The organism is Bacillus cereus group sp. MYBK227-1, from assembly GCF_051916325.1.
In the GTDB taxonomy this organism is placed as follows: domain Bacteria; phylum Bacillota; class Bacilli; order Bacillales; family Bacillaceae_G; genus Bacillus_A; species Bacillus_A cereus.
The window spans coordinates 177,260-203,123 of the sequence record NZ_JBQAGK010000009.1 but is presented as its reverse complement, the minus strand read 5'-3'; the positions used below and the strand labels follow the sequence as shown (position 1 = coordinate 203,123).

Below are 25,864 nucleotides of genomic sequence, written 5' to 3'. Positions count from 1 at the left end.
CAGCGTTCATCCTGAGCCAGGATCAAACTCTCCAATAAAGTTAGTTTGTCTAGCATCTAAAATAAAAATTGACGTTTCACGTTGTTTGTTTCGTTCAGTTTTCAAAGAACTTGTCCGCCGCTTCAGAAGCGACTTCATCATATTAACATCTTAATTTTTCGATGTCAACTAAGTTTTAAAATTTCTTTTTTGTCGTTTTCTGCGTTTCCGCATCAGCGACGTTTATTAATATACCATCACAACTTTTAAATAACAAGTGTTTTTTTATAAAAATATAAAAAAAAATTATCTACCCTACTTTCTTCTATAGAAGTAACTATTATCCTTACTACTGAAAATAGTTATTCTAATTGTATGCTAATACACTCCGTTCAACCAAATTGTATTTCACAATACCTTCCCAAATTTTCATTCTCTTCTATATTAAAGCTTATAATCATTATCCTTCTATAAAATAACTATACAAATTAGCCTTAAGAAAAAATCCCGTCTACATTAAACAGCCACTCGCGCGCATTACCCCCTTCCTTCTCATTCAAAAATTTACCCCCTACAAATTAACAACATTCCAATCCTAATACAAACTTAAGGATATTGTTAGAATTTTTTTACATTTAATTAATGAAAAATATCCATTTTTTGTTATATAGTAAGAAAGGACGCACTCAACTATAAATAAACCAATGGAGGAATTATTTTATGGATAGGTTAACAAAGTTTTCATTAAAAAACCGAGCTGCCATTATCATCATGATTTTTCTCATTTCCATACTCGGTGTTTATTCCGGCTCTAAATTACCTATGGAATTTTTACCGAGTATCGACAATCCAGCAATTACCGTCACAACCTTATCTCAAGGACTCGACGCTGAAACGATGACAAAGGATGTAACTGATCCTCTCGAAAAACAATTTCGCAATTTAGAACACGTCGACACCATTACTTCTTCTACATACGAGGGATTATCACGTATCGACATTGCGTATACATCAAAAGCAAACATGAAAGATGCAGCACGCGAAGTCGAAAAAGCCGTCAATACAATTAAATTACCTAAAGATGTAACCAAGCCCGTAGTTAGTCAATTAAACACTTCTATGATTCCACTCGCTCAAATTACTATCCAGAAACAAAACGGTTTTTCAAAAGCAGATGAAAAACAAATTGAAAAAGAAATCGTACCACAACTCGAAAACATTGATGGTGTTGCCAACGTTATGTTTTTCGGAAAATCCACCTCTGAATTATCTATCGTACTTGATCCGAACCAATTAAAAAACAAAAACGTAACATCACAGCAGGTACTAACTGTTTTACAAGGAAAAGAAACTTCTACTCCAGCTGGGGCAATTACTGTTAATCAGGAAGAATACAACCTCCGCGTCATTGGGGACATAAAAAATGTAAATGACATTAAAAACATCACTGTGGCACCCCAAGTGAAATTGCAAGACATTGCTCAAATTGAAATCAAACAACACTACGATACAATCTCACATATAAACGGAGAAGAAGGCACAGGATTAATCATCATGAAAGAACCGAGTAAAAATGCAGTTGCCATTGGAAAAGAGATTGATAAAAAAGTTAAAGAGATAGATAAGGAATATAAAGATCAATTTTCCATTAAACTTTTGGCTTCAACCCATGAACAAGTTGAAAATGCTGTTACTAGCATGGGAAAAGAAGTAATACTTGGAGCAATCGCTGCAACTCTAATTATCTTAATCTTTTTACGTAACTTCCGAACAACACTCATCGCTGTTGTCAGTATTCCATTATCCATTTTATTAACACTCTTTTTACTACATCAATCTAACATTACGCTTAACATTTTAACCCTCGGTGGTTTAGCTGTTGCGGTTGGACGTCTCGTCGATGATAGTATCGTTGTCATCGAGAATATTTTCCGCCGTTTACAAAAAGATTCTTTCTCTAAAGATATCATTCTCGATGCAACGAAAGAAGTCGCAGTCGCAATTACTTCTTCTACTTTAACAACGGTCGCTGTTTTTTTACCTATCGGCCTCGTATCAGGAGCAATCGGAAAATTAATGTTACCTATGGTATTAGCAGTTGTATATTCTATATTATCATCCTTAATCGTTGCACTAACAGTTGTTCCACTTATGGCTTTTTTACTACTCAAAAAAACAAAGCATCGAAAGCCAAGTTCTTCATCACGATATGTCGCTACATTAAAGTGGGCTCTTTCTCATAAATTCATTATTCTACTTACTGCATTTTTATTATTTGTAGGATCAATTGCAGCTTATATATTACTACCGAAAGCAAACATAAAATCTGAAGACGACACAATGTTATCTATTAACATGACATTTCCAGCCCATTATAATGCTGAATCTCAAAAACAAAAAGCATTTGATTTTGAAAAGAAATTACTTTCTAATTCAGATATAACAGACGTTATTTTACGAATGGGATCTAGCGCAGAAGATGCACAATGGGGGCAAACAACTAAAAATAACCTCGCTAGTATATTCGTAGTCTTTAAAAAAGGTTCTGATATTGATCAATATATTAAAGAGTTAAAAAAGGAACATAAAACTTTTGAGCCTGCTGAACTTGATTATATAAAAACAAGTTATTCAAGCTCTGGCGGCGGCAATAACTTACAATTTAACGTAACAGCTACTAACGAAGCGGATTTAAAAGAAGCGGCTACTATCGTTGAAACAAAACTAAAAAGCATGGATGATCTTTCTAAAGTAAAAACAAATTTAGAAGACTCTAAGAAAGAATGGCAAATTCATATTGATCAAACAAAGGCTGAACAACTAGGTTTAACACCAGAAATAGCTGCGCAACAAGTAGCATTCCTTATGAAGAAATCACCTATTGGCGAAATTACAATTAATAATGAAAAAGCTACTATTATGATAGAACACAAAAAAGAAAACATTAATAAACAAGAAGATATTTTAAATACAAACATACTATCACCTATTAATGGACCAATACCTTTAAAAGACATTGCAACTATTTCAGAAAAACAAACACAAACAGAAATTTTCCATAAAGACGGAAAAGAAACAATCCAAATTACAGCCGAAGCTTCAAATGAAGATTTGAGTAAAGTAAACACAGCAGTAAATAAAGCGATGACTGACTTAGATTTACCTGGTGGTGCAAAAGTAAATATCGCAGGAGCTACTGAATCTATGCAAGAGAATTTTACAGATTTATTCAAAATTATGGGGATTGCAATCGGGATTGTATATTTAATTATGGTTATCACCTTCGGGCAAGCACGTGCTCCTTTTGCAATCCTATTCTCCTTACCATTAGCTGCTGTCGGTGGTATTTTAGGATTAATCATTTCACGAACACCTGTTGATGTAAATTCCTTGATCGGCGCATTAATGTTAATCGGGATTGTTGTTACAAACGCTATTGTATTAATAGAAAGAGTCCAACAAAATCGGGAACATGGAATGGAAACTAGAGAAGCCTTACTTGAAGCAGGTTCTACTAGACTACGCCCAATTATTATGACAGCTATTACAACAATCGTTGCTATGCTCCCACTCCTATTTGGCCAATCCCAAGCAGGAAGTATGGTATCAAAAAGTTTAGCCGTCGTTGTCATCGGCGGTTTGGCAGTCTCAACTGCTCTTACATTAGTAGTCGTTCCAGTTATGTATGAACTATTAGATAAAATCGGGAGAAAAAGACGCTCCCGTAGGAAAATAAGCACTTCTACAGAAACACCTGATATTTAAAAACAAAAGGCGTTATCTTCACAAATGAAGATAACGCCTTTTCTCTATTTAGTCATATAATCCATCATTTTTTCCACATATTGCTCTATAGGTTTACTAGAATCCACAATAAGGTATTCATTATTTGAAGGTCTTTTACTACCATTTAACCACTTTTTAAAACCTACTTCCGACTCCACCTTTTCAATTTGACTGATCATACGCTTACGTGTTTGCAGTCTCCTATTAATCTCTTCCATATCATTAAGATAACACTCAATATATTTATATTTCACACCATGTTTATTTGATAGTTCAATCCCTTTTTCAACCATTCCCTCATATAAACACGGACTATCCAATATAACACTATGCCCTTGTTCTAAATAAGAATCAATCAATACCCATTCGGCATCATACGCAAGCCCACCAACAATCGTTGATTCAATTCCTTTTACTTTTAATGATTTTAACAACGCGGATTTCAAAACATCATGATCTATAATTACAGCACCTGTTAATTTCGCTATATACTTAGAAACTGTCGATTTTCCTGACCCAGGAAAACCTGACATTTGCAGAAAAAACAAATTAAAGCTCCTCTCTAAATTACATCTGTTCTTCTTTATAATTAATCACAAATTCAACAATCATTACATCCATTCCTTCTATATTAAAATACAAAAGAACCCCCTACCTATAAATAGAGAGTTCTTCTTTATAATTTATGCCGCTTTTACCTTTTTCGTTGTTTTACTTTTTCTTTTCGTTCCTGTAAAGCGCTTGTGTAATATAGATGCTATCAAGCGTGAAATAACATTGAATAGTAATACCATAATAATTAATACAGCTGCAGATTTTGTCGCAATCAACTTCGCATCTGGAATAACTCCTTCAGAATTTAATTTCCAAATGTGAACCGCTAATGTTTCAGCTGGTCTAAACGGATTTAAAGGATGCGCAGGACTTGAGAAATCCGCTGCTGAATTTAAAATCGGGGATGTTAAACCCGCTGTGTAAATTAATGCTGCCGCTTCCCCAAATATACGACCCGCCGCTAAAATAATCCCTGTAATAATTTGTGGTAATGACGATGGGATAATAATACGAGCGATTGTTTGCCACTTCGTTGCACCTAATCCAAGACTTGCCTCTTTTACATTCTGAGGAACTTCTGAAATCGCATTTTCACAAACACGCGTTAAACCTGGTAAATTTAAAATAGTTAAAGCAAGAGCACCACCCATTACTGTGTATCCCCAACCTGTCATTGTAACGAACACTAACAAACCAAATAAACCAACAACAATAGAAGGTAAAGACGCCATCGTCTCTATACATAGACGAACAAAATTTAAAAAACGTCCTTGTTTTGCGTACTCCGCTAAATATATTCCAGCACCTAATCCAAGAGGAATAGATATAATAAGCGTTATAACAAGCATGTAGAAGGAATTGAATAACTGCGGACCAATCCCACCACCAGCTCTTGTATTGCTTGGTTCTCCAAACAAGAAATTAGGATCCCAAAATCCCCATCCCTTTTGTAAAATCTCAAATACTAAGAACACTAGCAAAGCTACAACTAAAGCCGCAACCGCATAAAAGATACCCGTCCAAACTTTATTTACCGTTCTTGCATTCATTATTATCGCTCACCTCTTTGCCCAATCGCTCGAATTACTAAAATAAACAGGAATGAAATAACAAGTAAAATCATCGCTAAAGTCCATAGCGCATTGTTCCAAGCAGTTCCGTTCAATGTATTCGTCATGTCCATTGTTAAAATACCAGTTAACGTCGCTGTCGGACTATATATTCCTTCTGGTAATTTAATCGTATTCCCGATTACCATTTGAACCGCTAACGCTTCACCGAAAGCACGCGCTAAGCCTAAAACAACACCTGTTAAAATCCCTTTTTTCGCAGCAGGAACAATCACTCGGCTAATCGCTTGCCATTTCGTTGATCCTAGACCATAAGAAGCTTCTAAATAATCAAATGGAACAGAACGTATTGCATCAGAAGCGATACTAGCAATAGTAGGTAAAATCATAATACTTAATACAACAATACCTGCAATTAAACTAAAGCCTACTCCCCCAAACGAATCACGTAATAGTGGTACTAAAATCGTAACACCTAATAATCCGTATACAACCGAAGGAATACCAACTAACAATTCTAGAACAGGCTTCAATACTTTATTTCCAAACTTTGGCGAAATTAAATTCATGAATATAGCAAGAGCTATAGCAATTGGTGCACTAATAATAACCGCACCTAACGAAACCACCGTTGAACCTACAATGAAAATTAAAGCCCCGAAGGATCCTTGCTCAGCATTTGGATTCCATTTTGTCGATGTTAACATCTCAGTAAATGAGATACCACTTTGTGTAAAAGATTGAATACCTTTCCCACAAATAAACGCAATAATAGCTAATGTAATTAAAACAATAAAAATACCACAAAACGTAACAAGTGATCTTCCTATATATTCACTTTTCACGTAATTAATTTGTTTTTTCCCCTTCATCACAGGACAGACCCCACTTCACAGATTGAAATGAACAGGACTGGCCTTGCAGCCAGCCCCATAAAATTTTATTACTTATTTAATTTAGACATTGGAATGTAGCCCATATCTTCTACTTGTTTTTCAAAATCTTTACCTTTTACATAATCGATGTAAGCTTTCGTCGCTTCCTTCGCTTCACCTTTTGTTACCATATATTCGTAAGACCAGAATGGATATTTACCAGACGCGATGTTTTCAACTTTCGGTTCAGCACCACCAATTTTGACTGTTTGTAGTGCGCCTTTTTTCTCGCCCACCATGTAAGACATTGCTAAATAGCTCACCGAACCAGGAGTAGAGTTAATCGCTTGCTCTACTGCACCGTTAGAATCTTGTGTTGTACCAGTTCCATCATTAATTTTCGCGTCTTTCATAATCGTTTTTTCAAATGTAGCACGTGTACCAGATGAAGCTGGACGATTAATTACATTGATTTTTTCATCTTTTCCGCCTACTTCTTTCCAGTTTGTTACTTTTCCAGTGAAGATATCTTGTACTTGTTGCATTGTTAAGTTATCAACTTTTACATCTTTATTTACGACAAGAGCGAATGCAATACCCGCTACCTTGTTATCTACTAATTCTTTCGCCTTTTCAGCATCTTTTATTTTATCTCCGGACGGAACATCTGAATTACCAATTTGTACTGCACCAGATGCTACTTGGTTAATCCCAGTTCCACTACCGCCACCTTGAACTTGAATAGAAACTTTTGAATTTTTCTCCATGAATTTCTTTCCAGCTTCCTCCGCAAGAGGTAGAAGAGCTGTAGAACCAGCCGCTGCAATCGTACCTGATAATTCTTGTTTTGTATTATCGCTTCCTTTAGCAGTGTCTTTACTAGTTGTATCTTCTGCTTTCCCACAACCAACTAATGCTCCTGCTACCACTAAAGCTGCTAAAGAAAATTTAATACCTTTTTTCATAACCATGTCTTGTACCCCCATTTGGATTATCACTTTTCGAATTCATTTTCTTTCGAACACAAATTCATTGTAGGACAACAATATTATGTGAGTGTTAAGCAATTTTTAATTTTAAGTAAATGACGATAATAATCCTTAAAAGCTAGAAATCCCAACATTTATAGTTAAATAACCCAACAAAAACCACACTAACTACGCTGCAATGTAAATTCAATGTAAATGTTTTTCTCTCTTTTTCCCTTTTCGTTAAAGTTACATTTACAATTCCGCTGTATTTTGTAATTTTTACACACCTAATTTATGCACATTAAAAATAATTTCAGTAATATTTTTTAGTACAACTAAATAAATTGGAACAATTCTAAAAATAAATGAATATTTTTAAAGTACTAATTGACAACATAATCCAATGTAGTCTACTATATTACTAACAAAAAGTTTACCTTAGGAAACTTTTTAAACTCAAACTAAAAATATAGAGATGAGGTAACTTTTATGGTATCGGCTAATATAAAACCACTTTCCGAATTTAAAATAGGAGAGTTTGTACAAATTGAGAAGATACAATTAGAAGGAACTATGAAACGACGCTTATTAGATTTGGGATTTATCCCGGGGGCGACGATTAAAGTATTGCAACGCAGTCCACTTGGAGATCCGGTCGCTTATCAAGTGAGTAACACAACTATTGCACTGCGTAAAGAAGAAAGCTCCCTTATTTTCGGGGTATTAATAGGAGATGATTTCAGATGAGCAAACATCGTATCGCTTTAGCTGGTAACCCGAATACAGGGAAAAGTACATTATTTAATACTTTAACAGGCTTAAAACAACATACTGGAAACTGGACGGGAAAAACTGTTTTAAAAGCTGAAGGAGAATATGAACATAACGGAAGTAATTATACACTAATAGATTTACCTGGAACCTACTCACTATACTCAAATTCCGCAGACGAAGAAGTAGCGAGGGATTATATTATATTTGAAAAACCAGAAGTAACTGTAGTTGTTATAGACGCAACTGCTATGGAAAGAAATTTAAATTTAGCACTTCAAGTGATGGAGATGACAAACAATGTAGTCATTTGCATTAACTTAATTGATGAAGCCGAGAAAAAAGGGATTGTTATCGATGAAAAGAAATTAGCAAAATCACTTGGTGTACCTGTCGTTAAAATTTCAGCACGTAACCGAGTAGGTATTGGTCATTTGCTAAATGTTATTGCAAAAATAGCAAATAAAAAACTAATTCCAACACCAATTAAAATTACTTACAGCGAAAAAATCGAAAATATGATTCAGGAATTAGAACCACAAATTTATAAAGTGTTCGGTGATACGTATCCAGCACGTTGGATTGCGTTACGTATATTAGATGGAGATAAAAATTTCTTAACTACACTTCAAAAACACCATAATGAACCACTTGTAAGGGAGGTCGTAATTAATGGAATCTCACTCAGCCAGTAAAGCTCTTCCATTAGACTATATTATTCAACATGCACAAACACTTTCAAAAGAAGATATACGAGATGATATAGTCGGAGATATTTACCGAACATCTGCAAGCATATGTAAAGAATCTGTCCAATATACAAATACTGATAAATTATATCGTTCCGAAAAACTAGATAAAATTTTCACATCTCCAATCTGGGGATTCCCAATTATGCTCGGTATTTTATCTATTATTTTTTATCTTACAATTGCAGGCGCTAACGTACCATCTGATATGATTGCCGAATTCTTCGGATGGGCCGAAGGATATTTAACATCTTGGTTCCAAGCAGCGCATGCACCTGAATGGTTACATGGCATTTTAATACTTGGTTTGTTCCGTGGTATCGGTGCTGTTATTAGCGTTATGTTACCACCTATGGCAATCTTTTTCCCTATGTTCGCGCTATTAGAAAACTATGGATACTTACCACGTGTCGCGTTTAATATGGACCGCTTATTCAAACGATCCGGTGCACACGGGAAACAATCTTTAACAATGGCAATGGGATTTGGTTGTAATGCAGCAGCCATTATGTCAACACGTATCATTGAATCACCACGTGAACGTATGCTAGCAATTTTAACGAACAACTTCGTTCCTTGTAACGGTCGCTGGCCTATGTTAATTTTAATGGCTTCACTATTTATGGCTGCTGGTTATACAGGCAGTATGCAAACATTGGTTACTGCTGGCGTTGTAGTTGGAATGGTTGTACTTGGTGTTATTATGACATTAACTGTTTCTTGGGTACTATCAAAAACAGCCTTAAAAGGGGTTCCAACTCACTACACACTTGAGTTACCTCCGTACCGCAAGCCAAAAGTTTGGAATACAATTGTTCGCGCAACACTCGATAAATCAATCTACGTTTTAAAACGAGCTATAGTTGTTGCTGCCCCTGCAGCTGCATTAACTTGGTTACTTGCTAACATTTTTATCGGTGACACAAGCTTACTTATGTATTTTGTAAATTTCCTAGATCCATTTGCTAAAATGTTAGGACTTGACGGGTTTATTCTAGCTGCATTCATTCTTGGACTACCTGCTAATGAAATTGTAATCCCAATTTTATTAATGTCTTACTTATCAACTGGGGCTTTAACTGAAATAGATGATTTTAATCAAATTAAAAATCTATTCCTAGAAAATGGTTGGACTTGGTTAACAGCGTTAAACACAATGTTGTTCTCACTTCTTCATTTCCCGTGCGGAACAACACTGGTTAACATATACAAAGAAACAAAAAGTGCAAAATGGACATTCTTATCGTTTGCAATCCCTACCGTTATCGCCATTGTTGTTACATTCCTCTCTACACAATTGGTACATTGGTTAGGGCTTGTATAAAACAAAGCATACATAGAAGGCATCCCCCTTCACATATGCTTTGTCCGAAAGAAACCTGAAAATCATTCAGGTTTCTTTTTTTGTACATCAGTATTCCACGGCTGCGCTCCATACGTTGTGAGTTTTTTATGAATGAAATATATAGCCCCCGGCAGCACCGCCATTAATATCGTGCAACTAATTCCTAATCCAGTAAACAACTTTCATCACCTTATTTCACTCTTTTCGGTAAAGCTGAACCTGAATGTTCAATTGTTGGATGAACGTGAACAGTAATTTCAGCATTACTAAAGTAATTTTCGCCTTGATCCCAATTCTTACTTATTTTTGTCCATTCTTTATAATTATGTCTCTTATACACTTCCCCTAACTCTAATACATCTACCTTATATTTTTTTTGAACAAGCTTAATCGATTTTTGAATACGCTCCTCCATTTCTTCCGATATATCCTTCTCTAAACGTTTTTCATTCAAAACCTTTTTATGATCACTAAAGTGCAACTCAGCTATTGTACCTTCCAGAAATAAATGAATATTAAATTTCGGTTTTGTAGCATTCGTTGTGGATACTTTAATTTTTCGACGTAACTTATGAATTTCATATGTAATAAGTTGATCCTTTTTACGAATGGTAAAAAAACCTCCAATTTTTTTACCTATTATATAATTCATCCCTAATGTTTCTTCCCCACTCAAATTGCCTACACACTTATTATCCTTTCCACGAAACAATGCTGCACCGTTCATTTGTACCCCTTGTTTTGTTAGTTCAAGAATAGGTAATACAAAACTTCGGTTAGAGATCATCTTTTCCTGCACCTCACCAATTCTTGCAGCCTCAATCATTTGGGCATTTTTTGGAGGGTGTTCAGCTAACATATCAATATACTGCGCCGGTAAATTTTCAGGCTTGGCACTTTGTTTTAAAATAGCTTCGGCATTTTTATTAGAAACGAACAAACGAATATTTCTTCTCATCTCATGATCGCGAATATATACATCTAACGTATTTTGCAAAATGTATGGATGTGAAAGTAATTCTTCAGAGAAAATAATCACTTGTATATGAGGGAAAAATAATGTACGACTAATTTTTTTGGCGATTATTCTTATTTGTTCAAATACACTATCTGCTTTTGCACTAACATTAATATAATTTTCGCTATCCCCACCCCCTTGTCCACCCTGTTGAGACAATTTACTAGGGAGTACCATCTGATAGGTTCCTTTCATAATTGGATTCGCTTTCTTCTCCTTTACGATATCGTAAGCCGCTCCTACTACAAATCCTCTTTCTTCTATCTCTTCTAACTCAGAACACCCACTCATAAATCCAGTTAAAGCCATAACCATTATAATTTTAAGAAGGTGTTTCATTTCCACCATTCCTTCTTTTTATTTTATATACAATTAAAACGAGCAAAGGCGCTAACACAACAAACCCCATATCTATCCAAGCTAAATAAGTCCCATAACTTGATAAAGCATTCAAACTACTAGGTATCATATTCACCATAAAAATAATAGGGGCACTTACGAAAATAAAAATATGTTTCTTCACTTTCGGAAACATAGCACAGAACAATAAAGATGCGACATCATAATACATTGCTGTAGTGTTATAAATAGTAATAATCCAAGTCGTAAAAAAAATCGCATCAAACCTTTCTAAAAATCCTCCACCAATTTCAATTTCTTTCCCTAATTCAATTGTTGGATATGTCAATCCACGTGTTGTCATATAAGTAAAAACACTAATACAAGTTACATAAATTAAAATGTATGACAGCACGTTTACCATCACCGCTTTCGCGACTGCCATTGGCGCTTTTTTCGCTGTCTTATCATTCAGCAAAACCGCATAAAATAACGCTACTTCAAATCCAATAAACGTAAAAATAGAATTTTTAACTCCAACAGCATATTGACTTACTTTCGTTTGAAAAGCTGGTAGTAAATTATTTATTTCCATTAAATTTATATTCAATAAAGAAAGAAGTACTATCGCAATTAAAACAATAGGTAAGAATAAAACATTTAACCTTAATAAGGCTGCTCTTGATCCTGCTATTCCATAAATAACAACTAATAAGAAGAAGAAAGACAGTAGTTGTATTGGTGTATCACTAAATAAATACGTTTGAGAAATAACTGAAATCATTCGCGATTCATATGCTGTCAAAGCAGCAAACGTTAATACTAAAATACTACTAATTGTGTATGCAACAGGCTTCGTCAAATGCGCACTCGTATATTGAACAAAATTTTGTTTTGGAAATAAGATAGCCACTCTCGTCACAAACCAACCTAAAACCGCGCAGATCAATCCACCCAAAAGCAAGATAATCCAACCGTCCGAAAATAAAGTTTGGTTAGCGATATCTCTTGGCATAGACAATGCCCCTATACCAATAATGGTCGATGATACCGCAAACCCAATTTCACGAGATCCAATCTCTTCATCGCCATACTCAAATGGTTTCACTTATTTTCGCTCCTTTGGACGTATTGTAGAATCTTTTGTTTGTAAGTACTCTGGTCTATCTTTCAACATCGATTTTGGCATGCGAATAAATTCTTCTTTCCAATCTTTATAAAATGCAGGAGCAATTGGAGTTGTATACGGTATACCAACACTTGTTAAATTTGTAATATGAATAGCAAGTGCGATCAGAGCTAGAATGATCCCATACAGCCCAAAAGCCGTTGCAGCTAATACAAAGACGAAAAGTAAAATTCGGAACGTAATCGTAATACTATATACAGGAAGCGAAAACGTAGCAATCGCAGTAACTGCAATAATAATAACTAAAAACGGATTTACAATCCCTGCATTTACCGCAGCTTCTCCAATTACAAGACCTCCTACAATCCCTATCGTTTGTCCCATCGGTTTCGGCAATCGGATTCCAGCTTCTCGTATTAATTCCATAGTCAAGGCCATCATTAACGTTTCAATATATGCAGGAAACGGAACACCTTCCCTCGCACCTGCAATTGAATAAGCCAGTTTAGAAGGAATAAGTCCTTGATGATAAGATACAAGTGCTACATACATAGCTGGTAACAAAACCGCAATTATGCCTGAACCCATACGTAAAAATCTTAATAACGTTCCAATCACCCAGCGCTCGTAATGATCTTCTACAGATTGAAAAATATCAACAAACACAAGTGGTGCAATAAGAGCAAACGGGGATCCGTCTACTAAAATGGCCGCCTTCCCTTTCGCTAATGAGGCTATAATATTATCAGGCCTCTCTGTATTCAAAAACTGTGGAAATGGGGATAAATTATTATCCTGAATTAATTGTTCAATCGTACCTGTTTCCAAAACGACATCTGTCACTATTGATTGAAGACGGCGATCTAACTCTTTTACAATGTGAGGATTAATAATATCTTCTATATATACTAGGGTTACTTCTTTCTGCGATCGCTTCCCCATAATATAAGATTGGAACCTCAACTTTGGATCGCGTAAACTGCGCCGGATTAACATTTTATTCACATTAATATCTTCATTTAATCCAACTCTCGGTCCGCGTATTAAATCTTCTGTCACTGGTGGTTCTAAACTTCGCTTCTCCCAGGCCCTACTATTAATAACGATAGCGGTTTGAATATTATCAATTAATATAACTGTATCTCCCGCTAATATCGCATTCATAATATCTGGAAACTTCGTCTTTACACCCACTTCTGCGATAGAAATAAAACGATCCAATAACGTTTGAACAACAGCTTCCTCATTTATAATTTCTTCGTATTGCAGTGTGCGAATGACATATTTATAAACATTATCCTTATCTGTCAATCCACATAAAAACACAACCGCACAACGTGTAAAACTCCCAGCAAGAGCAACTTCTCTAATTGTTAAATCATTAGGTGAACCTAACTCATCCCTAATTTCTTTCATAACTTCAAATAAGTTACCTTCAAGCTCTAACAATTTCCCCACCTAGCTTCCTTTTCAACAAGTTTTTAGTTAGATTCCGCTAATAGAAGGAAATATATACAAAAAAAGAGCTATCTCTTTTCAAAGATAGCTCTAATAAAGTAAAACTTTAATCAACCCTCACCAATCGGGCTTTTACGGACAGTTTAATCCCCACCTAACTTCTTTGCTTCCGCTGAATTTTGAGGTGGGGGTCTTACTGCCCGTTAATGCAGGATAAACGAATTACTTTTCTACTATTATAGTGTTTTTCTTTATAAATACACCTTTTGTAAATCCACTAACTACAAACATCACAATTATATTAATTAACAATGCGACTATACCTACATTCAAATCTTTTATATACTGCGGGAAACTCGGAAACATCGTGGCTATAGTTGAACCAGATAAGGTAATATATGCGACCACTAATAGCCCAACTCCCATTCCTGCAATCGCCCCTTGCTTCGTAATAATTTGACGTGGAAACAAGCTACATACAAGTGCAGGGAAAAGTTGTGTAACGATACTGTATCCCATTAATAGAAGTGCTCCTATTGTTTCTCCTCCTTTAAATGTAAATAAAACTGCCACGAGCGTTACTACAGGCACAAATAATTTTGCCATCTTAGCAACTTGTCTATCTGAAGCAGACGGGACTATCGTTCGGTAAATATTTTTTGCTAACAGTGTAGAAGCCGCCATAACAAGCATAGACCCTGGAACCAATGCCGTTAATACTCCCGCACTACCAATAATTCCAATAAACCAAGGATCAAAAGTTTGTAAAGCAAGACGGAATAACGAAAGATCTACATCCGCTCCCTTTAACCCAGGAACTTGCAATATAGCAGCAAATCCTGCAAAAAATACGAAAAGTAAAACTAAAGAATACAATGGCATAATTGCTGCATTTTTACGAAATACTTTTTCATTTTTTGCAGAAAAAGCAGAAGCAAATGTATGAGGCCACATATAAAAACCGAGGGCCGTTAATATAATAGTAGAAACAAACCAAGAAATACTCATTCCTTCTTCAGGTAAAGATAAAAATCCCGGTTTCGCTGCCTCTACAGCCTCAAACATCGGCTGAAATCCTCCATAATAATGATACGGCAAATATATACCTAAAAACATAACGATAAACAGTATCATAATATCCTTCAAAGCAGCCGTCCAAGCCGAACCATGTATACCTGAAACCATTACATATATAGTTATAACAATAGCACCGATCCATACTGCAACAACAGGTGACACCCTTCCGTAAGAAGCTTCTGAAACGATAATTCCCAGTCCTTTTAACTGTAAAACAAGATATGGGATGATGGAAACAACACCAACAATCGAAACAATAAGTCCAAGCGCTTTACTTCTATATTTCTTCGCAAAAAAATCTGACTGTGAAACAAGGTTATGCTCTTTCGCATACTTCCAAATGGGTGGCAATAAAAAATACGATAAAAGATAAGCTAAAGCACCATATCCCAAAATATAAAAGGTAGGTGCTCCTTTACTATACGCCCAGCCGCTTCCCCCTAAAAATGTAAACGTCGTATAAATTTCACCTGCCATAAGGAGAAAAACAAAAATAGTGCCAAATCCTCTTCCTCCAACTGACCATTGTTCTAAATTCATATCTTTTCCATGTTGTGCCCGAATCCCTAAAAATAGTGCGAGAAACAAAAATAAAATAATGATAAGTAATGCAGTCATTTTACATCCTCCTTATTAGCAGGATCAAACACGTACACAAGCCCCATACAAAAAGATGTAATAAACACTGATAATAATACCCAAAATAATAAAAATGGCATCCCTAATACGTAAGGAGTAACTGAATTCGCAAATATTGGCCCAACTACTAAACAAAGAACTGGGATAAGCGCTAGAATGTGTATTTTCTTCATCTCATTCTCCTTTACTTATAAAGTTCATAATGGCTGATACAAAGACTTCCACTCCAATCGGTAATGCATCTTCGTCAATCGTAAAACGAGGGTGATGGTGAGGATATATAATACCTTTCTCTTTATTTCCCGCTCCGATAAAAAAGAATGTCCCCGGTGCCTTTTGTAAAAACGCTGAAAAATCTTCTCCAGCCATCGTCGGCTGTAAACGAACAACTCTATCTCTTCCATAAAGTTGTAATGCCGTTTGTTCAATAAGCTCTGTAGCTTCATAATCATTTACAACTGGTCGATATCCATATTCATATGAAAATGTATATTTCGCTCCGTAAGATTCCGTAATATGCTTCACAATCCGCTCAATCTTCTTCTCTGTTTCACTTCGTAATTCATGTCTTAAACTTCTTACTGTCCCTTCAATCTCAGCTTGCTCTGGTATTACATTATGAGTTGTCCCAGCATGAAATTGCGTAACAGATATTACGAGAGAATCTAATGGATTCGTGAGGCGAGATACAATTTGCTGAAGTTGCGAAACGACTTGTGTTCCGATTGCAATACTATCCACCGTTTCATGAGGGATTCCAGCATGTCCACCTTTTCCCTCTATCTTAATTTTAAAAACATCCGGTGCAGCCATTGCAGGACCATAAATAACACCTATTTTCCCAACCTCTAACGACGCCCAAAGGTGAGCACCAATAATATAATCCACACCTTCCATTACACCTGCAGCAACCATCTCCTCTGCACCACCAGGAAAATTCTCTTCAGCATGTTGGAATAGAAAACGAATCTCCCCTTTAATCTTCTCTCTTTCTTCTACCAACTTATGTACAACCCCAAGTAATATCGCTATATGTCCATCATGACCACATGCATGCATTACACCTTTATATGTAGAAATAAAATCAAACTCATTTTCTTCATGAATAGGAAGAGCATCCATATCGGCTCGAATCGCAACTGTTTTGCCCGGATGTTTACCTACTAACTTTGCCATCACACTATATTTAGTCGGCCGTGACACTTCTAAATATGGGAATTTCCGAAGTATATCGAACACAAACTGCGATGTTTTCTCTTCTTGAAAAGATAACTCTGGATACTTATGAAAATGCCTTCTCCACTCAACTAACTGATTTTTTGACAAAACAAGTTCCTTTGCAACATCCATTTCTCTTCTCCCCTTCTTCACCAAGTTAAATGTTATTATAACGTGAATCGTTAACTTTTAAAAGAATCTTCTGAATTTTCAGTGTTAATAAACCAAAAAGAAAAAGCCATCCCAAAGATGACTTTTTCATTATTATAAAATAGTAATTGCTTGTTTTCCCATTTGCTCCCAAGCTTTCTCAAATTCTGCTCGCGGAACAGCCAAACGTGGATTATTTTTAAGAGGATCATTTACATATACAAAGTTTTGATCATATCCAATTACTACTGCACTATGCTCATAATATGTAATTTTCACTTCGCCTGAACTCGTATTCCATGTTTCAAAACTACTTTCAGCTAGCGGCTTAAACGTCGTATTAATAATGACCCATACCGGAGAGCCAGAACTAATTACTTTATATATATCTTGCATGTCTCTACCTGTTAAATTAATTACTTTTTCAGGAACATATTTTTCTGCTAAATCAAAGATTGGTTTATTGTATACACCATATCCAGGCTCTGCCTTTGTATAAATATTTCCCACAAATCCCTCGTAAGGATTTCCACGCAAACCATTTTGTTCAAATGGAACACGATGAATTTCGCTAGCAAGTTGCATCTTATCTACTTGTACACCTTTATATTGCAGCAACATAGCTAAACTTGTCACTTCACACCCTCTGGGCAATTCTGGTAATTGTTTAATAAACGGAACATCTTCAATCATAGCTGCTTCTTTCATTTCAGATAGAAACTCTAAGCGTAGAACTTGCGCCTTTTGCATGATTTTATCTTTTCCTATAAAAAATGCAGCAGCAAGTATAATCCCAAAAACAAAAAGATATTTTAACTTTTTCATTATAAACAAAACTCCATTAATTATTATTTTACAGATACACCTCTTATCATTGTACCCTTCTTCTTACTAGTTTGCTAGAAAGATCATGTGAATTATCGCTCATAGAATTAATTATAAAAATTCTAATTATTTTTAATAAAAAGAAAAATAAATATACATTTACAGAATATTTTGCTAAAATCAAAATTGTTAACATAGTGAAGATATCACCATGTTAACAAACATTCTTAGAGTATTTAGTCATAGTTCGTTTTTTTACATACTCCATTCATTTCATAGCAAATAAACCGAGTGTGTGTTGCATCCCCCACTAATGATTAAAAACTCAGAATAAAACGAAGTTCACACATTCAAGAAAATACGGGGTGAGGGACATATGAATCAACAAATTGAACAAACAGATTTAAAACGAACAATGAAAAGTAGACACCTATTTATGATTGCACTCGGCGGTGTTATCGGAACCGGGTTATTTATGGGATCTGGTCAAATTGTCCATAATGCCGGACCTGGTGGTGCTATTCTTGCATTTTTAGTCGGTGGATTTGTTATGTATTTAACGATGTTATGTCTTGGTGAATTATCCGTCGCTATGCCAGAAGCAGGTTCATTCCAAAGTTATGCAAGCAAATTCATTTCACCTGGTTTTGGATTTGTTGTCGGTTGGATGTATTGGTTAAATTGGGCTGTTACAGTTGGCGTAGAGTTAACAACTGTAAGTATTTTAATGAAACGCTGGTTTCCAGACGTTTCTTCCTGGATTTGGTGCGTTACATTTGCAGCAGCACTCTTCCTCGTAAACGCTTTATCAGCAAAAGCATATGCAGAAGCAGAGTTTTGGTTCGCAAGTGTAAAAGTCGCAACAATTGTTATTTTCATCGTACTTGGCGGCGCTGTTATGTTCGGTCTACTAGACTTTAATGGAAAGCCAGCTCCAATGCTTCATAATTTCACTGAAAATGGCGGGCTATTTCCAAATGGTGCATTAGCTGTTCTTCTTACGATGATTACAGTAAATTACTCCTTCCAAGGAACAGAATTAATCGGAATCGCTTCAGGCGAAAGTGAAAATCCTGAAAAAACAATTCCAAAAGCAATTAAAAACACAATTTGGCGAACTCTCTTCTTCTTCGTCTTAGCGATATCAGTTGTTGTAGGTTTACTCCCATGGCAAGAGGCTAATCTAGTCGAAAGTCCCTTTGTACTTGTATTTGATGTAGCCGGTGTCCCATATGCAGCAGACATTATGAACTTTGTTATTATTACAGCTGTATTATCCGTTGCTAACTCTGGTCTCTACGCAAATTCTCGTATGCTGTGGGCGATGGCAAAACAAGGAATGGCAAGTCCAGCATTTACGAAATTAACTAAAAAAGGTGTACCGCTAAATGCATTAATTTTCAGCCTAATTTTCGCTAGCCTGTCCTTACTAACAAGTGTATTTGCGGCAGATACTGTCTTTCTAGTTTTAACATCTATTGCAGCAATGGCTGCCGTTGTCGTTTGGATGTCAATCGCCGCTTCACAGTTATTCTTCCGTAGAAATTTCGTGAAAAACGGTGGCAACATAAATGATTTAAAATATCGTACACCGCTCTATCCACTAGTTCCAATCGTAGCGTTTTCGCTGAATTTCATTACATTTGTTAGTTTGGCTTTCATTCCAGATCAAAGAATTGCTCTTTATTGTGGCATTCCATTTATGATTATTTGTTACATTTTATATCAAGTTAAATATAAAAAAATTGTCACACTTGAACAGCCACGAACTGTCATACGAGAAATAAACTAAATATACAAAATATTCAGCTATCTTTCTTATGATAAGATAGCTTTTTTCTATTTCTTGGATATCCTGGTATAACTTTATTTATCTTAAAATTTTCACAATCACGTTTTTCTCTGGAAAATAGTTTACAATGTAATCAAGTTACAAATGATATTCACCTTAAAAAGTGTGCATTTGTGTCTATTTTTTAACAATATATCAAAAACTATTGCCTTCTATAAATTAATAGGTTTATATTGTTTTATTGGCATAGTTTCAATCCAAGGAGAAAGGAGATTTTCAATCGTGCAACTAAAGAAAGCGTTTTGGAAGTTGGCTTCGCTTCTTCCGTTATCATTACTTCTGTTCCTCGGTGGCTGTGATAAAAAACTCGCAGTATTAAATCCGCAAGGACCTGTTGCAAAAGCACAGTATGATTTAATTGTTTGGTCATTCTTGCTTATGTCATTAATTATCGCAATTGTATTCATTCTGTTTACAGTCATCTTGATTCGTTATCGTGAAAAACCAGAGAATATGGACTATGAGCCACCTGAACAACACGGTAACACATTACTAGAAATTATTTGGACGCTTGTTCCTGTTATTATCGTTATCGCATTATCGATTCCAACAGTAAAAGCAACTTATGCTTCGGAAGAGGTTCCGAAAGAGTCCAAACATATTAAACCAGTTGAAATTTATGTTACATCTGCAAACTGGAAATGGTTATTCAGTTACCCAGAGGAAAAAATTGAAACCGTTAACTATTTAAACATCCCAGCTGGTGTACCAATTCAATTCAAACTGACTTCTGTCGGCCCAATGAATGCTTTCTGGGTACCAGAACTTGGTGGTATGAAGTACACAATGGATGGCATGATTATGGATCTTTATTTACAAGCTGATAAGCCAGGTTCTTACCTAGGCCGTAGTGCGAACTTCTCTGGTGAAGGATTCACACACATGGAGTTCGAAGTTGAAGCAAAAACTAAAGAGAAATATGACAAGTGGGTTAAAGAAGTACAAGAAACTGCTCCTAAACTAACAGAAGCTAAGTACAACGAAATTGTTAAACCTGGTGTAGTTGGTCGTATGACATTCTCTAGTCACCACTTAAGTTATGTAGATCCAAAATCACTTGAATATTGTGATTACAACTACTACAAAAACAAAAAATAATAGCTATTATTCCAACAGATTGGAGTGAACACAGTGAAGCTTGATGAATTCTTTGTCACAGGTGACCCGATTATTTACGGTGCAGACGCTTCTATCGTTCTTGTGACATTAGCAATCATTTTCGTACTAACAAAGTATAAAAAATGGAAATGGCTTTGGGACGAATGGTTAACAACTGTTGACCATAAAAAAATCGGAGCTATGTATATTATTTCTGCGGTTATCATGTTATTCCGTGGTGGTATGGATGGTTTAATGATCCGTGCACAGTTAACATTCCCAGAAACAACTTATTTAAACGCTGAACACTATAACGGGATCTTTACAACACATGGTACAGTAATGATTCTTTTCATGGCAATGCCATTCGTTATGGGATTAATGAACCTTGTAGTACCATTACAAATTGGTGCTCGTGACGTTGCATATCCGTTCTTAAATGCTTTAAGTTTCTGGTTATTCTTTGTCGGAGCAATGTTATTCAACATCGCTTTCGTAATCGGTGGTTCTCCAGACGCTGGGTGGACTTCTTACTTCCCAATGGCAGGTACAGAGTTTACTTCGGGCGTAGGAAATAACTACTACGCAATTGCATTACAGATTTCAGGTCTCGGTACGCTAATGACCGGTATTAACTTCCTTGTTACTATCTTAAAAATGCGTACACCTGGTATGACTTTAATGAGAATGCCAATGTTTACTTGGTCAATCTTAATTACAACAATTATCATTATTTTCGCTTTCCCAGTATTAACAGTTGCTCTTGCATTAATGACATTTGACCGTCTATTCGATGCTCACTTCTTTACGATGGCGAGCGGCGGTATGCCAATGTTATGGGCCAACCTGTTCTGGGTATGGGGTCACCCTGAAGTATATATCGTTATTTTACCGGCATTCGGTATTTTCTCTGAAATCATTAGTACATTCTCACGTAAACGTCTATTCGGTTACAGTGCAATGGTATACTCAATGGTTGCAATTTCTTTACTAAGTTTCGTCGTATGGCTTCACCACTTCTTCACGATGGGTGCAGGTCCAGCGGTTAACTCATTCTTCTCGATTTCGACAATGGCGATTTCGATTCCAACCGGGGTTAAGATCTTTAACTGGTTGTTTACACTGTATAAAGGACGTATTCGTTTTACAGTTCCAATGCTTTGGTCATTGGCATTTATTCCAAACTTCGTAGTCGGTGGGGTTACAGGGGTTATGCTTGGAATGGCAGCAGCTGATTATCAATACCATAACAGCTACTTCCTAATCGCTCACTTCCACTACGTATTAATCGCAGGTACAGTATTCGCTATGCTTGCTGGATTCACATTCTGGTATCCAAAAATGACTGGTCATATGTTAAATGAACGCCTAGGTAAATGGACATTCTGGATCTTTATGAGCGGATTCAACATCTGTTTCTTCCCAATGTACTTCTTAGGTTTAGACGGTATGACTCGTCGTATGTACACTTACTCTGAAAGTCTTGGATGGGGATGGCTAAACCAAATCGCATCTGTTGGTGCGGTAATGATGGGTATCGGCTTCCTACTTCTTTGCTACAACGTAATTTGGAGTGCACGTCACGGTGAACGTGACACAACTGGAGATCCATGGGATGGTCGTACACTTGAATGGGCAACTCACTCTCCTGTACAACATTACAACTTCGCGAAGCTTCCTGAAATTAAAGAAGCTGATGCTTTCTGGTACATGAAAAAACGCGGAGAAACAGTTACACCAGCAGCAGAAGATATTAAACCAATTCACATGCCAAGTAACTCTGGTGTGCCTATTATTGCGTCTGGATTCTTCGGTCTTGCAGGTTTCGCATTAGTATTTAGCTGGTTCTGGCTTGCAGCAATCGGTGGTATTGGTATTTTAGCTTGCTTAATCTATCGTTCATTCGATTATGATGAAGGCTACTATATCAGTGTTGATGAAATTAAAAAAACAGAACATATAGCATGAGAGGTGAAATGACATGGCGGCTTTAGATAAAAGCTTACCTTTGGAATATCAATCCGAACAAAGCAGATTGAATATCCTAGGATTCTGGATTTTTCTTGGGGCTGAAATTATGCTGTTCGCAACACTTTTCGCCTCTTATCTAGTCCTTGCTGGTCGTACGGCAGATGGCCCAACACCAGCGCAATTGTTTGAACTTAAAACGCTTTTAATTCAAACATTACTACTTTTAACAAGTAGTTTTACATGCGGTATCGTAATTCATGAAATGCGTAAGCATAACCAAAAAGCGATGCTTGGATGGTTCGTCCTTACATTACTTTTAGGTGCAGGTTTCCTATTCTTCGAGATCGAAGAGTTCATTATGTACATTGGTGAAGGCGCAACAATTCAAACAAGTGCTTTCTTATCTGGATTCTTCGTTCTTCTTGGAACGCATGGAGCCCACGTAACAGGCGGTATCATTTGGGCAATTTGTGTTATTATCCAAATTTTAAAACGAGGTTTAACACCAGTTACAGCTCGTAAAGTATTCATTATCAGCTTATACTGGCATTTCCTTGATCTTGTTTGGGTCTTTATTTACACACTAGTTTACTTGAACGGGATGGTGGCGTAAATGGCTCAAAACAACAATCAAGCAAACGGACATGCGCATAGCGGATTCCCTTGGTCACACGTTTTCGGATTTATTTTATCGCTTGCATTAACGTTTCTAGCGTTATACGTGGCACTTTACACAACATTGCCACTTTCAACAGTCTTAACAACTATTATCATAATGGCTGTTGCGCAAGCATTGTTACAATTAATTATGTTCATGCATTTAAAAGAAGGAGAAGGAAGAGTTCAAATTCTTACAATGATATACAGTTTCTTCGTTGCAACTGCAACAGTTGGTTTAACTGTATGGATCTTCTTCTCAATGTAATGTACATGAAAAAGACTGCTGAGATTCCTCAGCAGTCTTTTTTTATCCCCTCTATTACATCCACATTACGGAATTAACAGCATAATCATGAAAAATATACTTATTATGACAAATGTTAAGAAAAGTCTTTCTTTATGAAATCGAATCCATATGCGTTGCTTTTCTACCTATTATATGGCTAAATAGGTACTATATTTATTTGAAGGGAGAGAACGCAATGGAACATCATACTTCTGTTCTATCACTTATGGTTGTCGTTGCAATCGCGTTTTTCGTTCCCCTTTTGTTACAACGCTTTAAATTAAAAGCACTTCCTGTGGTCGTTGCAGAAATTATTGCAGGAATCTTTGTAGGTAAAAGTGGGTTTAATATTATTGAGCCAGATATATGGCTTCAAGTTTTATCAACATTAGGATTTATCTTCCTCATGTTCTTAAGCGGTTTAGAAATTGATTTTTCTATCTTTAAACAAAAAGGGAAAAAAAATACGACAAACGAACCAAATACATTTCAGGCAGCAAGCATTATCTTCTTATTTATTTTCATCTTATCTTATGCCCTATCATTACTATTCGTATGGCTAGGATTCGTAGATAATGCAATGTTCATGACTTTAATTATTTCAACTATTTCTTTAGGTGTTGTTGTACCAACATTAAAAGAGAATAACTTAGGAAAAACAGCAATTGGGCAAATCATTTTATTAGTCGCTGTTATTGCGGATTTAGTTACAATGATTTTACTCGCTGTATTCGTCGGATTAAATTCCGAAAGCGGCCAAAGCATGTGGCTTCTTCTTCTTCTATTCGGCGCTGGTATTGTTATTTACTTTATTGCAAAACGCTTTAAAAACATTCCATACTTAGATAGTTTAAAAGCTGGTAGTGTACAAATTGATACACGAGCTGTTTTTGCACTCATTTTAATCTTAGTTGGGTTATCGGAATCTGTTGGAGCAGAAAATATTTTAGGGGCCTTCTTAGCAGGTGTACTCGTATCGTTATTATCACCAAATGAAGATATGGTGGAAAAACTTGATTCTATCGGCTACGGTTTCTTCATCCCTATTTTCTTCGTAATGGTTGGTGTAAATCTAGAGGTGTGGTCTATTTTCAAAGAACCTTCTAGCATGCTAATGATCCCAATCTTAATTGTAGGACTCTTTATTTCAAAACTCTTACCATCACTCGTCTTAAGAAAATGGTATCCACGTAATATCGTACTTGGAAGTGCAATTTTATTAACATCGACACTTTCTTTAGTTATTGCGGCTGCACAAATTGGTGAAAAACTGGAGATCATCAGTCCAAGTTTATCTGCCTCTCTTATTTTAAGCGCAGTTATTACTTGTATTTTTGCACCTATATTGTTTAAAAAAATGTTCCCAAAAGTAGAAACACCAAAACCAAAAGTAGCTATTATTGGCGCGAGCAGAATTACCCTTCCGTTATCACTAGATTTAAAACGAGAAGATTATGACGTAACGCTATATATGATGCGTCAAAACAAAATAAATGATGAAGAAGCGAAATCGCACGACTTCCCTATCGTGAAATTGGATGACATCACAATCGCATCATTAACTGAACAAACAGCATTTGATGCAGATCGCGTCGTTGTTGCAACAAGTGATGATGAACAAAACTTATTATTGGCAGAACATGCAAAAGAGCTAGGTGTTGAACATGTTATTGCAAGTGTAGAAGATCCACTTCTACAAGAAAAAGCAACGCAAGAACATATCGCTGTATTCTCAACAATTAACTCTACACGTATTTTATTACGTGCGCTTATTGATAAACCTAGTCTCGTTCGCTTAATTACAACAGCAAACGAAACAGTCCGTGAAGTTGAACTACGGAGCAATAAATATAACGGCGTTGCACTTCGTCGCCTTCCGTTTTTAGGTGATGTACTAGTCATTCAAATTTATCGTGGAAATAAAGCATTAATCCCACATGGGGATACAAGACTACAACACGGTGATACATTACTTGTAACAGGCTCAAAAGAACATATCGATACACTAAAAAACATATTAGAATAAAAAAATGCCCCTCACAT

The 25,864-nt window shown here is 36.0% G+C and carries 22 protein-coding genes; 10 read left to right on the top strand and 12 right to left on the bottom strand.

The window, feature by feature from the left end:
• Nucleotides 1–699 precede the first annotated feature (699 nt).
• Nucleotides 700–3,744, top strand: a complete 3,045-nt coding sequence (locus tag ACTFRM_RS27305) for an efflux RND transporter permease subunit (RefSeq protein ID WP_000375536.1) — start codon at nucleotides 700–702, stop codon at nucleotides 3,742–3,744.
• Between the two features lie 44 nt (nucleotides 3,745–3,788).
• Here ACTFRM_RS27305 and ACTFRM_RS27300 read toward each other — a convergent pair whose 3' ends face one another.
• From ACTFRM_RS27300 to ACTFRM_RS27285, 4 genes are all read right to left on the bottom strand, one after another.
• Nucleotides 3,789–4,313 (bottom strand): AAA family ATPase, encoded by a 525-nt coding sequence (locus ACTFRM_RS27300; RefSeq protein ID WP_000465755.1) that lies wholly within the window; start codon nucleotides 4,311–4,313, stop codon nucleotides 3,789–3,791.
• Between the two features lie 135 nt (nucleotides 4,314–4,448).
• The gene (gene pstA, locus ACTFRM_RS27295; RefSeq protein ID WP_000994141.1) at nucleotides 4,449–5,369 is read right to left on the bottom strand and encodes a phosphate ABC transporter permease PstA; all 921 of its coding nucleotides are present in this window, start codon (nucleotides 5,367–5,369) and stop codon (nucleotides 4,449–4,451) included.
• A gap of 2 nt (nucleotides 5,370–5,371) precedes the next feature.
• On the bottom strand, nucleotides 5,372–6,262 hold the full coding sequence (gene pstC / locus ACTFRM_RS27290; protein ID WP_000676677.1) for a phosphate ABC transporter permease subunit PstC: 891 nt from the start codon (nucleotides 6,260–6,262) through the stop codon (nucleotides 5,372–5,374).
• Between the two features lie 71 nt (nucleotides 6,263–6,333).
• Nucleotides 6,334–7,236: a phosphate ABC transporter substrate-binding protein PstS family protein gene (locus ACTFRM_RS27285; RefSeq protein WP_173600765.1), complete on the bottom strand. Its 903-nt coding sequence runs from the start codon at nucleotides 7,234–7,236 to the stop codon at nucleotides 6,334–6,336.
• A 489-nt stretch (nucleotides 7,237–7,725) separates the two neighbouring features.
• On the opposite strand from ACTFRM_RS27285, the gene ACTFRM_RS27280 reads away from it, so the two are divergent.
• Genes ACTFRM_RS27280 through ACTFRM_RS27270 form a run of 3 tightly spaced genes read left to right on the top strand, consistent with a single transcriptional unit; the run spans nucleotide 7,726 to nucleotide 10,080 of the window.
• Nucleotides 7,726–7,983: a FeoA family protein gene (locus tag ACTFRM_RS27280; RefSeq protein ID WP_000252982.1), complete on the top strand. Its 258-nt coding sequence runs from the start codon at nucleotides 7,726–7,728 to the stop codon at nucleotides 7,981–7,983.
• On the top strand, nucleotides 7,980–8,702 hold the full coding sequence (locus ACTFRM_RS27275) for a FeoB small GTPase domain-containing protein (protein WP_025687671.1): 723 nt from the start codon (nucleotides 7,980–7,982) through the stop codon (nucleotides 8,700–8,702). The genes ACTFRM_RS27280 and ACTFRM_RS27275 overlap by 4 nt, the downstream gene beginning before the upstream one ends.
• Nucleotides 8,680–10,080 carry a nucleoside recognition domain-containing protein gene (locus tag ACTFRM_RS27270; protein ID WP_000443605.1) on the top strand — a complete coding sequence of 467 codons (1,401 nt, stop codon included), beginning with the start codon at nucleotides 8,680–8,682 and terminating at the stop codon, nucleotides 10,078–10,080. Before ACTFRM_RS27275 ends, ACTFRM_RS27270 begins: the two co-directional genes overlap by 23 nt.
• Nucleotides 10,081–10,142: 62 nt before the next feature.
• Here the strand turns inward: ACTFRM_RS27270 and ACTFRM_RS27265 are convergent, their stop codons facing one another.
• From ACTFRM_RS27265 to ACTFRM_RS27230, 8 genes are all read right to left on the bottom strand, one after another.
• Nucleotides 10,143–10,280 (bottom strand): hypothetical protein, encoded by a 138-nt coding sequence (locus ACTFRM_RS27265; protein WP_000493991.1) that lies wholly within the window; start codon nucleotides 10,278–10,280, stop codon nucleotides 10,143–10,145.
• An 11-nt stretch (nucleotides 10,281–10,291) separates the two neighbouring features.
• Entirely contained in the window at nucleotides 10,292–11,458 is a 1,167-nt protein-coding gene (gene gerLC, locus ACTFRM_RS27260; RefSeq protein ID WP_000681628.1) for a spore germination protein GerLC, read from the bottom strand.
• Complete coding sequence (gerLB, locus tag ACTFRM_RS27255; RefSeq protein WP_000802005.1) at nucleotides 11,442–12,566, bottom strand: spore germination protein GerLB; 1,125 nt, start codon at nucleotides 12,564–12,566, stop codon at nucleotides 11,442–11,444. The genes gerLC and gerLB overlap by 17 nt, the downstream gene beginning before the upstream one ends.
• A complete protein-coding gene (gerLA, locus tag ACTFRM_RS27250) occupies nucleotides 12,567–14,045 on the bottom strand; it encodes a spore germination protein GerLA (RefSeq protein WP_002023287.1) in 1,479 nt (492 codons plus the stop codon).
• 222 nt (nucleotides 14,046–14,267) lie between these two features.
• The gene (locus tag ACTFRM_RS27245; protein WP_000125937.1) at nucleotides 14,268–15,740 is read right to left on the bottom strand and encodes a sodium:solute symporter family protein; all 1,473 of its coding nucleotides are present in this window, start codon (nucleotides 15,738–15,740) and stop codon (nucleotides 14,268–14,270) included.
• Entirely contained in the window at nucleotides 15,737–15,934 is a 198-nt protein-coding gene (locus ACTFRM_RS27240; RefSeq protein ID WP_000719833.1) for a DUF3311 domain-containing protein, read from the bottom strand. The genes ACTFRM_RS27245 and ACTFRM_RS27240 overlap by 4 nt, the downstream gene beginning before the upstream one ends.
• A 1-nt stretch (nucleotide 15,935) precedes the next feature.
• The gene (locus ACTFRM_RS27235) at nucleotides 15,936–17,111 is read right to left on the bottom strand and encodes an amidohydrolase (RefSeq protein ID WP_000382131.1); all 1,176 of its coding nucleotides are present in this window, start codon (nucleotides 17,109–17,111) and stop codon (nucleotides 15,936–15,938) included.
• Nucleotides 17,112–17,243: 132 nt separating this feature from the next.
• Nucleotides 17,244–17,954 carry a C39 family peptidase gene (locus ACTFRM_RS27230; RefSeq protein ID WP_000734488.1) on the bottom strand — a complete coding sequence of 237 codons (711 nt, stop codon included), beginning with the start codon at nucleotides 17,952–17,954 and terminating at the stop codon, nucleotides 17,244–17,246.
• 376 nt (nucleotides 17,955–18,330) lie between these two features.
• Here ACTFRM_RS27230 and ACTFRM_RS27225 point away from each other — a divergent pair, with 376 nt between their 5' ends.
• The 6 genes from ACTFRM_RS27225 to ACTFRM_RS27200 all read left to right on the top strand — a co-directional run bounded on the left by ACTFRM_RS27225 (nucleotide 18,331) and on the right by ACTFRM_RS27200 (nucleotide 25,847).
• Nucleotides 18,331–19,746: an amino acid permease gene (locus ACTFRM_RS27225; protein WP_001075763.1), complete on the top strand. Its 1,416-nt coding sequence runs from the start codon at nucleotides 18,331–18,333 to the stop codon at nucleotides 19,744–19,746.
• A gap of 282 nt (nucleotides 19,747–20,028) precedes the next feature.
• The gene (locus ACTFRM_RS27220; RefSeq protein WP_001176165.1) at nucleotides 20,029–20,904 is read left to right on the top strand and encodes a cytochrome aa3 quinol oxidase subunit II; all 876 of its coding nucleotides are present in this window, start codon (nucleotides 20,029–20,031) and stop codon (nucleotides 20,902–20,904) included.
• A 33-nt stretch (nucleotides 20,905–20,937) separates the two neighbouring features.
• Nucleotides 20,938–22,872, top strand: coding sequence for a cytochrome aa3 quinol oxidase subunit I (gene qoxB, locus ACTFRM_RS27215; RefSeq protein ID WP_000762366.1), 1,935 nt, complete (start codon nucleotides 20,938–20,940; stop codon nucleotides 22,870–22,872).
• Nucleotides 22,873–22,885: 13 nt separating this feature from the next.
• Complete coding sequence (gene qoxC / locus ACTFRM_RS27210; protein WP_000729317.1) at nucleotides 22,886–23,488, top strand: cytochrome aa3 quinol oxidase subunit III; 603 nt, start codon at nucleotides 22,886–22,888, stop codon at nucleotides 23,486–23,488.
• Nucleotides 23,489–23,800, top strand: coding sequence for a cytochrome aa3 quinol oxidase subunit IV (gene qoxD, locus ACTFRM_RS27205; RefSeq protein WP_000068425.1), 312 nt, complete (start codon nucleotides 23,489–23,491; stop codon nucleotides 23,798–23,800).
• Between the two features lie 217 nt (nucleotides 23,801–24,017).
• On the top strand, nucleotides 24,018–25,847 hold the full coding sequence (locus tag ACTFRM_RS27200) for a monovalent cation:proton antiporter family protein (protein ID WP_000399962.1): 1,830 nt from the start codon (nucleotides 24,018–24,020) through the stop codon (nucleotides 25,845–25,847).
• Nucleotides 25,848–25,864 lie beyond the last annotated feature (17 nt).